General features: G+C 65.2%; 11 protein-coding genes. 4 read left to right on the top strand and 7 right to left on the bottom strand.

Going from position 1 to position 10609, the window contains the following annotated elements; all coding sequences use genetic code 11:
- Positions 1–4: 4 nt before the first annotated feature.
- On the top strand, positions 5–841 hold the full coding sequence (locus KA712_08040) for an Fpg/Nei family DNA glycosylase (GenBank protein ID MCG5052895.1): 837 nt from the start codon (positions 5–7) through the stop codon (positions 839–841).
- Here the strand turns inward: KA712_08040 and KA712_08035 are convergent.
- Positions 820–2196 carry a metallophosphoesterase gene (locus tag KA712_08035; GenBank protein MCG5052894.1) on the bottom strand — a complete coding sequence of 459 codons (1377 nt, stop codon included), beginning with the start codon at positions 2194–2196 and terminating at the stop codon, positions 820–822. The genes KA712_08040 and KA712_08035 overlap by 22 nt on opposite strands.
- Before the next feature lie 174 nt (positions 2197–2370).
- On the opposite strand from KA712_08035, the gene KA712_08030 reads away from it, so the two are divergent.
- The 3 genes from KA712_08030 to KA712_08020 all read left to right on the top strand — a co-directional run bounded on the left by KA712_08030 (position 2371) and on the right by KA712_08020 (position 4357).
- The gene (locus tag KA712_08030) at positions 2371–3075 is read left to right on the top strand and encodes an OmpA family protein (GenBank protein MCG5052893.1); all 705 of its coding nucleotides are present in this window, start codon (positions 2371–2373) and stop codon (positions 3073–3075) included.
- 115 nt (positions 3076–3190) lie between these two features.
- Positions 3191–4042 (top strand): hypothetical protein, encoded by an 852-nt coding sequence (locus KA712_08025; GenBank protein ID MCG5052892.1) that lies wholly within the window; start codon positions 3191–3193, stop codon positions 4040–4042.
- A 93-nt stretch (positions 4043–4135) separates the two neighbouring features.
- Positions 4136–4357 carry a type II toxin-antitoxin system prevent-host-death family antitoxin gene (locus KA712_08020; protein ID MCG5052891.1) on the top strand — a complete coding sequence of 74 codons (222 nt, stop codon included), beginning with the start codon at positions 4136–4138 and terminating at the stop codon, positions 4355–4357.
- Between the two features lie 241 nt (positions 4358–4598).
- On the opposite strand, the gene KA712_08015 is transcribed toward KA712_08020, so the two are convergent.
- The 6 genes from KA712_08015 to KA712_07990 all read right to left on the bottom strand — a co-directional run bounded on the left by KA712_08015 (position 4599) and on the right by KA712_07990 (position 9738).
- Positions 4599–4994: a hypothetical protein gene (locus KA712_08015; GenBank protein ID MCG5052890.1), complete on the bottom strand. Its 396-nt coding sequence runs from the start codon at positions 4992–4994 to the stop codon at positions 4599–4601.
- A complete protein-coding gene (locus KA712_08010) occupies positions 4991–5428 on the bottom strand; it encodes a LemA family protein (protein ID MCG5052889.1) in 438 nt (145 codons plus the stop codon). The genes KA712_08015 and KA712_08010 overlap by 4 nt, the downstream gene beginning before the upstream one ends.
- A 265-nt stretch (positions 5429–5693) precedes the next feature.
- Positions 5694–6272 (bottom strand): hypothetical protein, encoded by a 579-nt coding sequence (locus KA712_08005; protein ID MCG5052888.1) that lies wholly within the window; start codon positions 6270–6272, stop codon positions 5694–5696.
- A 131-nt stretch (positions 6273–6403) separates the two neighbouring features.
- Positions 6404–8269 (bottom strand): PQQ-dependent sugar dehydrogenase, encoded by a 1866-nt coding sequence (locus tag KA712_08000; protein ID MCG5052887.1) that lies wholly within the window; start codon positions 8267–8269, stop codon positions 6404–6406.
- Positions 8270–8536: 267 nt separating this feature from the next.
- Positions 8537–8914 carry a hypothetical protein gene (locus KA712_07995; protein ID MCG5052886.1) on the bottom strand — a complete coding sequence of 126 codons (378 nt, stop codon included), beginning with the start codon at positions 8912–8914 and terminating at the stop codon, positions 8537–8539.
- Positions 8915–9489: 575 nt separating this feature from the next.
- Positions 9490–9738 (bottom strand): hypothetical protein, encoded by a 249-nt coding sequence (locus KA712_07990; protein ID MCG5052885.1) that lies wholly within the window; start codon positions 9736–9738, stop codon positions 9490–9492.
- Positions 9739–10609 lie beyond the last annotated feature (871 nt).

The following is a 10609-nucleotide window of genomic DNA, read 5'->3' as shown; positions in this document are numbered from 1 at the left end:
CGCGATGCCCGAAGGCGATACGATCTTCCGTGCCGCACGTACGCTGTCCTTGGCGCTCGCGGGGCGTGTGGTCACGCGCTTCGACACGGGCTACGCTCACCTCGCGACCGTGGATGCGGGCAGGCCGGTGGCAGGCCGCACGGTTGAAACCGTGGAGGCGCGGGGCAAGCACCTTCTCATGAGCCTATCGGACGATCTGATCCTGGTCACACACATGCGCATGAGTGGCAGCTGGCACGTCTACCGCCCCGGGGAATCCTGGCAAAAAGCCCGCAGCCGGGCCCGCATCGTTCTCGAAACGGAGGCCTTCGTGGCGGTGGGCTTCGACGTGCCGGTGGCACGCTTCCTCACCGCCGCGGCCCTCGCGCGTGACCCCCAGCTCCGCAGCCTGGGGCCCGACTTGCTCGATACGGGATTCAGCACGAAGCAGGCGCTCGCCAACCTGGCGGCCGGAGAAGGACGCGAGGTGGCCGAAGCGCTCCTCGACCAGCGCGTGATGGCCGGGCTTGGCAACGTGTTCAAGTCCGAGGTGCTGTTCATGGCCGGGGTGAACCCGTTTGCGCTCGTGGCCGATCTCGACCTCACGACCCGGGCGCGCCTCGTGCAGCTGGCGCGCACGTCAATCCGCGACAACGCCCTCGACCCCCAGGTCCAGGCGCCCACGTACACAGGCTTGCGCCGGACCACGAGGCGCGCCGATCCGCGCGCGCGGCTGTGGGTCTACGGACGAAGCGGGCAGCCCTGCCGGCGCTGTGGCACGCCCATCGTCGAGCGCAAACAAGGCGTGCACGCGCGCACCACGTTCTTTTGCCCGACCTGTCAGCCGCCGCGCCGCCCCTGAGGGGCCGCGAGCTTGCGCAGCGTGAAGCGATCGAACACCGTCGCGTTGGCATCCAGGTAGAGAAGCTCGATCGCCTCGTCGGAGATCTCGAGCACCACGGATCCCAACGTGGCCGACGACACGTCCATGGCGGGATGATCCAGGCCCGCAAACCGCCGCCCCACGTTGCCCGAAGCCCCGGCCACCACGTACACGGTGCCTCCACGCGGTCCCACGCGTTTTTCGAACACCACTCCCGGTCCGCCCGAGGCCAGCTTGTGGTGGGCCTCGAAGCTCGCCCTCGCCCCGTAATGCCCCGCGAGCAAGCCCGAGCGCTCGTAGTTGTGGCTGTGCCCGGTGAGCACGAGATCCACGCCCGCCTCTTCCAACACGGGCAGCACGTTTTTGCGCATCTCGATCATCGCGCGCTCGCGGTCGGAGTCATGGGTGCCGCGGCTGTAGGGGGGATGGTGAAAGAAGACCACGGTCCAGCGGGCATCACGGGTCGCAAGATCGCGCCGCAACCACGACACCATGGGGCCCTCCGGGCCGCGATCGCTGCCGTAGGAATCCAGGCACACGAAATGCGTGTTGCCGTGCTCGAACGCGTAGTAGGCCTCGGTGTCCGACGCGAGCCCGCCCGCTTCGCCGCGCGTGGGCAGGCTGAAGACCTGGAAGTAGGGCGCCGCGAGACCTTCGCCCTGATCGTGATTGCCCCGCGTGGGCCACAGGGACACCCGCGCAAGAATGTCGGCATACGTCTCGAACACGGCGGCCTGGTACTCGAGGTCGGTGCCCCGCGTGTAGGCGTTGTCCCCCAGCATCAGCCACACATCGGGCAGGCGTCCCTTCGCATGGCGCAGGTATGCGTCGCGCACGGCGCGTGCGCCTTCGGAGGCCGTACCCGCATCGCCCAGCGCCCAGACACGAACTGGCGCTTGGGAAGCCGGGCCAGGCGGCGAGGTGAAGGTCACGGAAGGCCCCCCGGCAAGCGGAGCGTCGTCAGGGCCCACAAGGTCGTAAGCGTAGGCAGTCCCGGGCGCGAGCGGGCCCAGCAAAAGCTCGTGTTCCCGCGTGGCCGCAGACTCCCGGACCACACGCTTGGTGGGGTTTGCCACGGTCGCAAACGCAACCCGCCCCTCCACGGGCAGGTCGGTACGCCAACGGACGAGGACACTCTTCGGCGTCAGGGTCTGCAAGTAGGGGCCCCTCACCACCCGCGGCCGGCCATCCTCGCGGGGCACAGGCACCGGCGCTACGGCCCAGCGGGCCGATCGCAGGTCGAACGACAGCCACAGCGCCAGGCCGGCCACGACGCTCCCCAACCCCAGGAGGGCGGCGACGAGCCAGAGGCGGGGGCGGCGGGGCTGACCCATGGTGCCCCGCGAGCATAGCGACAAAGCCGTGCGTGAACCCGCGCCGTCGCACACATCCCCGTTGCCATTGCGAATGCCCCCCAAAAACGACTCTGGCTCTCACAGCGCCTCCCGATCACCGAAACGGACCATCGCGGATATACTCGGCGCCTCAACATGCGTAGGAGGACGACCATGCCGTCGCAGACAGTCACGAGAAGAGCTTTTCGAAACACGGTGGTGAGCGTGGGGCTGGTGGGCTGCTTGGGAATCGCGGGATGTGCGAGCAACACGGGCAAGGGCGCGGTGGCCGGGGGTGGTGCGGGCGCGCTGCTGGGCGCGGGCATCGGTGCCCTGGCCGGCGGCAAGTCCGGCGCGCTCATCGGCGCCGGGGTGGGCGCCGCGGCGGGCGCGGGAACCGGGGCCCTCATTGGCCGCTACATGGACAAGCAAGAACAGGCCCTCAAAGAGGTCAAGGGCGCCAAGGTCGATCGTGAGGGCGACAAGCTGCTCGTGAAGTTCGACTCGGCCATCCTGTTCGACACGAACAAGGCGAAGCTCAAGCCGCAGTCCGAGCGCGACTTGGCCGAGTTCGCGAAGGTGCTCAAGGAGTACAAGGACACGGACCTCATCATCGAGGGCCACACCGACAACAAGGGCAAAAAGGCCCGCAACCAAAAGCTGTCCACGGAGCGCGCCGAAGCGGTGATCGGGTACCTCGAAGCCCAGGGCGTCGAGCGCAGCCGCATGCGCGCGATTGGCTTCGCCGACGAAAAGCCGATCGGCGACAATGGCACCGAAGACGGTCGCATGCAGAACCGCCGCGTTCAGGTGGAAATCGCAGCCAACGAAGAGCTCAAGAAACAAGAGCAGACCGCAGCGGCGCCCACGTCGCCCTGAGTCCCTCGCGCGCACGCCAAGGCCCCGGGATGGCGTGCGCACTTCCTGCGTCGAGGGCGCGCGGCGAGAACGAAGGTCATTCCATGCCAAGCCCTACCCTCCTACGAGCTTATCCGTGAAAAGAATTCCTCGCACGAAGCTCCCGTGGATCACGCTAGGGGCGTGGGGGGCTGCATGGGCGTGCCAGCCGCAGCAAAATCACCTGACCACTGCGCCCGCGCCTGACGCTTCGGCACGAGCAGATGCCGAAACAGAACGTGCGCGTCCGGACGCCGACGAGAGCTTGGACATTCAGCGTGGAACCATCCCGGTCACGTACGAGCCCTCGCCCTGGTTGACGGGCACGACGACACGCGCCCGCTTCGGCCTGATATCGGTGCAGACGCGGCACGACGGCCCCTTCGGACGAAGCCGCATCGAGATGGAATACACGGACGGGAGTGGTCGAGCACGCATCGAGCATGAACAATTTGGGCGATGGCGGCTCTTCGGGTACGTGCCGGAACGAAAGAGCTACATCGTCGGTGGGGCCTGGGAGCAAGGGGCCTTCGAGCCCTACGGCGCCATGGCCTACCTGGACGAAGCCACAGGTGAAGTGAAGCGTTGGCAAGATGAACGCACGTGGTACGCCTTCGCCGCCGTTCCAAGCCCGGACCTACGTTTTGTCGCGCTCGTCGGGAGTCTTGAAGCCGGGTACCGGGTCTTACTTTGGAACACGATCTCCGATCGCCTCTTCGACGTCGCCAGAGCGCCCGCCCCGCCGCCCATGTCCGCGCGGGATTGCACGCTCTACGCAAGCCGCGAGGGCCATGACTGGGGCTTCCCTGTAGACGCCGTCGTCGAGATGGATCCCGGGATCGTCAGCTTCTCGGCAACGCACGTGGAGGTCTCGTACGGCCGCGACACGTGCCGCGCACGAGCCAAACGACGCGTGCGCAAGGCGTGGGCGCTGGCGAACTTTCAGTGAACGCCCGACGTGGGCCCCGGCCACGCCCGGTGGGGTTACGACGTCATGACGGCCCCACTTGCGTCGGTCATACTGACGGACTCAGCCCGAAATATGGCGATTCAGACCAACATCCACGAGGCCAAGACTCACTTATCAAGGCTCCTCGAACAGGCTCACCGCGGGGAGGACGTGATCATTGCCAAAGACGGCAAGCCATACGCCCGTCTCGTGCCGATTCGGACCGCAGCGCGGCGCGTGCCCGGAGCCTTCAGGGGCTTGATTACGGGCGATGTGCTGGGGCCCATGGGGCCGGTCGACGCGGACTGGGGCTGACCGTTGCAGCCGTACTTGCTGAATACGTACGCATTGCTTTGGTGGATGGCCAACTTCCGCCGCTGCGTTTGGTAGGCACGGCAAAGCGGGAGGTGCAGCCGGCCCGCGGCGTTCGTGGCGCGTGAACGCGCCGGGCGCTGTCAGGTCTTTGACCAGATGCGCGTGTTCAGGTTGAGCTCATCGACCAAGTCGGCCACGAAGCGCAAGTCGCGCCGCAGGCCCTCGATGAACGATGCACGAGTCAACGGGCGGAACCAGGTGGGCTCGAACTTGCGCAGACCAGGTGCCAGGTGAACCCTCCGTACTGTGTGTAAGTGAGGGTCGGCTCAATCTCGTGCACCAAAGTTCCTACGACGTCTCGCTTGAAGTCGGCTCGGAAGCTTTGTGCGGACGTGAACACCACGAGGGCCGCCACGCCGAGCGCAGCCACCAGCGTGAGAACGTGGCCCAGATGAAGCGGAATGGGGAGGAAAGAAGCGAGGAGGTCGAACGTGGGCCATGGCACGTGGGTCACCGCAAGCAGTGCGAATCCGATGGCCAGCGTAACCGTCAATGTGGCCAGGCCACGAATGAGAATCTGCTTGCGACGTGCTTCCAGCGCGGGAAGCACCGTGTCCAATTTCTGCCGCGCGTTCATGACTGGAACATCGCTTGAACGTCCGGGTTCTTGCGCTCGGCGGCCTCGGCCGTGAACACGGCCATCCTCTGGTGCTTGAGCAGTGAAGCCACGAGGCTGGTGGGCAGCATCTGAACGGCATCGTTGTAGTCAGTGACGGCCGCGTTATAGGCGCGGCGGGCGGCAGAAAGCTGCTCTTCCAGCTCGTTGAGCGCTCGCTGCAGTTGCTGGAAGTTTTCGCTGGCACGAAGCTCGGGATAGTTCTCGGCGACGAGCATGATGTTGCCAAGGGCGTGCGAGATTTGATTCTCCCTCTGAACGCGCTCGCTGGTCGCCATGGTGCCGGTTCGCGCGCGCAGCTCCGTGAGCTGGGTGAGCGTGTCCTGCTCGTGTCGTGCGTACTGCTTGACCGTGGCGACGATCCCCGGAATCAGGTCGAAGCGCTTCTTGAGCATGGCGTCGATGGCGCCGAAGGCGTTCTCGACCTAGTTTTTGCGCCCGACGAGCGTGTTGTGCGCAAGCACGAAGAACAGCACGATGAGCGCCCCGGCGCCAACGATTAGCCAACTGGAGGTGGTCATGGTGCGTCGTAAACTATCACAGGGACAAGGACCTGGGGGAGCGCGCATGCAGCATCCCCAGAACAGCCGACCTCCGGGGCTCGGTTCAGGCCGTCATTCTTCCGCTTCGGCCGTGTCGAGCAGCGCCACCATGAGAGAGCTAAGGAGAACGCTGTTCGAAAAGCCACCAGGGCCCTCGAAACGCCTTGTAGGCCGTACGTTCCGTGGGCGAGGGACGTCCATCGGCCTTGTAAGCGATCCCGCAACGGGCTTTCACCGCACAAACCCCTGTCGCAAGGAGCGTAGTCCCATCCTCGAACTCGACCTGCCGCACATCGAACCAGCCGATCCAGCCGGGCTTCACCTGTAAAGACGAAGCGTGTTGAACGGCGGCCAGGAGAGACTGTTCACTCAAGGAAAAGCGCACCGAGAACGGGACAGCGTAGCGGCAGAGGCTGGGAACGATGGCCATCACCAGGCACGTTGTGGCGAGGGGCAGCCAACGGCGGGGGGCGCCGGGTGGATTGCCCGCGCGCGAAACGGACCCCGCGATGAGGGTCACGAGCGCCGCCATGCCAACCACCACGGCCCCCACGTAAAGGGCCACCATGTCCACGTACAACGAAACTGCGCCGTCGCTGAACAACAACAGGGTTCCCGCCCCCCATGCGAAGGTGAGAAGAACGAGCCACAAGCCGAAATGGGGCCGGCGTCGAACGGGGGGGGGTGGCTCGGACATCAGCGCAAACCTAGCCGCTTGCCTGGCAACCGGCAATCGGCGCGGTGGGTTGACTGAAGAACCAGAAGCGCCGTTGCGGTGCGCTTGCCTCCGGGCGTGCGCAAAGCCAAAGCGGGGTCAGGCCGCCCTCATCATCGAGGACGAACCCGCCAGATACGACCTTGGGGCGCGTTGTCGTCTGTCGTGACGTACACAGCGCCGTCAGGCCCTTGGACCACGGCCCGAACCCGGCGTCGGTAGCGCTCAGCGTCGAGCGCGCGGTCGCTTGCAAGGGTCTCGGTGCCCGCGGCATCCAGCGCAACCGTGACGATCCGGCGCCCCGCGAGAGAGCCAACGAAAAGGCGGCCGCTCCACGCGCCCCAGGCGCCGCCCGTCACGAAGGCACAACCTGACATGCCCTCCGAAGGCAGGCCGAAGGCGGGCGACATGACGTTCGGCAAACTCATGTTCGTCATGGGGGTGCCCCCATAGCCATCATTGCCGGGCCCCGGGTTCCATCCGCCATTGCCGCCCTGGACAAGCGGCGTGACCTCGTCGTTCGTGGGCGAGCCCGGGCCGTGCTCACAGGTGTACGGCTGGCCCGAGGCGGGATGAAACGCCAGGCCGTTGATGTTGCGGAAGCCGTAAGCGTACAGCTTGCTTTCCCGGCCAAAGCCACCGGGTGTCGCGGCCCCGTCGCGCGTGATGCGCAGGACTTTCCCCCCGAAGCTGTTCCAATCCTGGGGGAGCGCTCCGTTCCGGTTGTCGCCGGTGCTCACGTAGAGGTATCCGTCCGGCCCGAACGCGAGCTGACCGCCCGAGTGACCGCCACCCGCGTAGGGGATGCCGGTCACGAGGAACCTCTGATCGGAAACGCTCCGAAAATCTTCAGACACGCGCCAACGCACGACACGGTTGTCGATGGTGCCGTTCGTGTTCCAGGCGACATAGACGTATACGAAGCGATGGGAGCTGAACTGCGGGTCCACGGCCAAGCCCAGCATGCCGCTTTGTCCTTGTTCGTTGACCTGAGGCGGATCGGCAACGGTGACGCGGCTTCCGTCGATGAGGGCATTGAGACGCCCGGGACGCTCGGTGAATAACATGACGGGGTTTTGTCCAGGACCGCGGGGCGCAAACCCGATGTCCCAGGGGTTGTCGAGTCCTTCGACGACCACCTCTGGCTCCGGCAGCACCGGTGCGCCGAGCGCTACACCCACGGCCCGGAAGGACACGGGCGGCAAGCCCTCGACCTCGGCCACGAGCGTGTTGTCCCCCGGGGTGTTGCCCAGAGTCCAGCCGCCCACGCGCGCCACACCGCTCACGTCAGTGGTGGCGGAGGGGCCACTCACGGTGCCTCCGCCCGATGTCACACGAAACGTGACGCTCGTGCCCACCCGGGGGGCCCCGTTGCCACCCTGCAGCCTGACGGCGGGGCGCACGGGCACCGCGGTGGCGACGGACACAGTCTGATCATTGCCCTCATGCACGACGAGGCTGCCGCGGCTGTCAGCAACACCGGTGGCCGTGAAGACCACCGGCGGTAGTCCCTGAAAACGGGCTTCGAGGCGGTTCGTTCCGGGGCTGGGCCCCAAGGTCCAGCTGCCCACCGCCGCGGTCCCGTCGCTGCCTGTGACGCTGTCGGCGTTGGTGATCTGTCCCATGCCTTCGGTGACGGCCCACGTGAACGCGATTCCCGCCACCGGCTGGCCTGCGGTATTTCGCACGACGATGCGTGGACGAACTGCTACGGCCGTGTCCACGGTGGCGCTCTGTCCGTCCCCCTCCACCACCTCAGTTTCAGAGGCGCCTGCAAACACCCCATCGGAGCCCCCCACGCTGTCCCTTCCTCCCTCGCCGTCTCGGCCGCCGGAGGCCGCATTGCCCCCTGCCCCGGCCCTGGCGCCCGTGTCCCCGCCTTCGCCCCCGGGATCGCGTTCGCCCGGGCCTCCGTCCCCGGCGCAGCCGGCAACGAGGACCAGTAGGGCGGCCGAACGCCAAACGAGAGCGATGTGCATGACGAAACCTCCCGGGCAGTTGCCCAAGGCGCAGCGAGCGCATGACTTCGAAGGTGAACCTCCCGGTGCGGAAGGCGTCCCTTCATGCTCCGAGCTGGGGAAGCCGTTCTCAATTAGAAAATCCCGTGGTTTCCCATCGGTTGGGGGGGGCCACCCTGAGGGGCGGCCTCGCATGCCGTCCGCCAGCGGGCGGAGCTGCCACAGCGCGTGAATCGGGGCCCCCCTGCCGGCGCACCGCCTTCCGCGACTGGTGGCGAAGGCTCGCGGCTACGGAATGGGAGAAGGGACACTGATGGCGTCAACGAACGACAGAGCATCATCTGCCTGGATGTCGTACCGATAGACTCTGCCATCGTCGAGTGCGGCGGCGTAAAGCTGACCTTTGCGAATGGCCAGGTAATGAAGGTTGCCTCGCGTCGCCAGCGTTACGGCAGCCAACTCGGTCCCGCTCTCCAGATCAAACTGGCGAATGGCATTGGATGCACCCGTCATGTAGAGGCGCTTGCCATCAGGCGCGGTTGCGACACCACGCGCCTGTCCACCTCCGATCGTGCCTTTGGGCAAAAATCTACCGTCAGCCGAAAACGCAAAATGCGACACTCCGCCATTGCGATTCGCTGCGAATACGTCGCCATCGCCACTCACGAACACCTGGTGAACGGCCGCAAGCCCGTTGCCTACGATCGTTCCGTTGGCTTTGAACGTTCAGGGGCCCCATCGATGCGCGCGACGTCGCTCGCTGCGTCCAGAGCGTCCGCGAACCCGAGATCGCCTGCCGCTCCGTCGCAGCTCGCTGCTGCTACGCCGCCATCCCCGCGAACCTTTCGTTCGGCATCGTCTTCGCACGCCGCGTGTGGGGAGAAGCTCTACGGCTCGAGGAATTCAGCGATAGACGCTTGACCTTCTTGTCGGTTTGGTTCTGGACGTCGCACCGATTCTGATGGATCTTTTCGGATCTCGTGTCCAAAAGGAGAACAACGCGCAGAGCACCTCGCCGCATACAGCGGCTGGCGACCCCGGAAGAGCGGGCGTACGTTGCCACTTTTTCTCGCGATCACAGCTCCGTTTGGCGGTTCGGTGGATGGCTCTTTGGCATCCTGGGCCTTTCAATCGCGGTCCTGCTCCTCAGTGTCGACCTTCCGTACTGGATGCCGGCCGTTGCGCTCCTCACGGGTGCCGCAATTTCGTGGCTGTCTTTTCGAGCGGCGAAGACTCTTGCCTCACCCGATTCCGACGATGACGTTCATGTCGTGGAGTTGAAGGGGCCCCTTGAGATCCTGGATGTTCGCATCGGGAATCACCACCAGACGAGCTACTGCATTGACGGAGTCAGCCTGCAGTTTCCGTCGCACTGGCTTTCCCATCTGAAGGACGGTGCCCCCACGGCGGTTGAGGTTGCTGAGGTACCGTCTCCGGTATTGACGCTTGGACTTCCTGTGGTCTCTTTGAACCAGGAGAGACGGATCCATTCTGAGGTGAAGCTCGGCTTGCTCCAGATACGAAGGAACATGGCACTCGGAGTTGGCGTGATGGCTGTCGTGGTTGGGTCCACAGCGTCACTTATGACCATGAGCCGGCATGAGGCAACGACGATGGTTTGGGCGGTTCGTACGGTCTTCAGCCCCGAGCTTCACTTTCCGTCACTGGGCGCCCTCGTCAAGGCTCCTTCTGTGAAGAAGGGCATGGTAGTCCACGTGGATGGGGCGGCTTCGATGCACGCAGGTCGAAACGTCTTCCTGGTTGACAAGACGGAAGCTACATGACGTCGCTGCCGAAGCGGAGAGGCGAGCGGAGCGTATCCAATCGCGCGAGGACGACGACACCCTTTCCGCCTTGAGGAGCTTGCGCTCGGATCCAGGGGCCATGCAGGTTTACAGCCGGCAGCTCGCCAAGCTACCTGAGTTCGAGAGCTTCAAGAAGGCGATCTACGCAGATGGCCCACGTTTTTCGTCCGTGTTCTCCAAGGGCATCAGCAGTTTCGAAGCAGCGCAGAACTATGCCGATCTCATGACGGCACGGATTGAGGTCGCCTTCGAGGAGCATCTTGAACCCGCAGTTCAACGTCTCGAGGAGCAGCAGCGCCAAGCCCAAAGGGAGAGAGAGGCTTGGTACGAACATGCTCTGCCTCAGCTTCCGCACCTTCGGGTGCGTTCGAACGTCGGTGCCCTTTGGCCAAGTGCACACAGTCTCGAGGAACTCGCAAGACCGCTTCCACCGGCTTCGGTTGTCGTCACCTCACGCCAAGGCCCCGTCATGAACGTGGAACATGTTTTCTCACTTCCTCGCTTCGCGACGGGTGGGTTCGTGTTTGGGCTCGCCACCCTTGTCTGCGGAATGTTT

It is taken from the genome of Myxococcales bacterium, from assembly GCA_022184915.1.
In the GTDB taxonomy this organism is placed as follows: Bacteria; Myxococcota_A; Polyangia; order Fen-1088; family Fen-1088; genus JAGTJU01.
Note: the sequence above shows the minus strand (reverse complement) of the source record. Positions and strands in the feature narration are given on the sequence as shown.

Bases quoted from the DNA above. Each gene is read 5' to 3' on its own strand.
- KA712_08015 (MCG5052890.1), bottom strand. From the start codon at position 4,994: ATGAACGCGCGGCAGAAATTGGACACGGTGCTTCCCGCGCTGGAAGCA.
- KA712_07990 (MCG5052885.1), bottom strand. From the start codon at position 9,738: ATGGATCCGTCTCTCCTGGTTCAAAGAGACCACAGGAAGTCCAAGCGT.
- KA712_08010 (MCG5052889.1), bottom strand. From the start codon at position 5,428: ATGCTCAAGAAGCGCTTCGACCTGATTCCGGGGATCGTCGCCACGGTC.
- KA712_08005 (MCG5052888.1), bottom strand. From the start codon at position 6,272: ATGTCCGAGCCACCCCCCCCCGTTCGACGCCGGCCCCATTTCGGCTTG.
- KA712_08030 (MCG5052893.1), top strand. From the start codon at position 2,371: ATGCCGTCGCAGACAGTCACGAGAAGAGCTTTTCGAAACACGGTGGTG.
- KA712_08020 (MCG5052891.1), top strand. From the start codon at position 4,136: ATGGCGATTCAGACCAACATCCACGAGGCCAAGACTCACTTATCAAGG.
- KA712_08040 (MCG5052895.1), top strand. From the start codon at position 5: ATGCCCGAAGGCGATACGATCTTCCGTGCCGCACGTACGCTGTCCTTG.
- KA712_08000 (MCG5052887.1), bottom strand. From the start codon at position 8,269: ATGCACATCGCTCTCGTTTGGCGTTCGGCCGCCCTACTGGTCCTCGTT.
- KA712_08035 (MCG5052894.1), bottom strand. From the start codon at position 2,196: ATGGGTCAGCCCCGCCGCCCCCGCCTCTGGCTCGTCGCCGCCCTCCTG.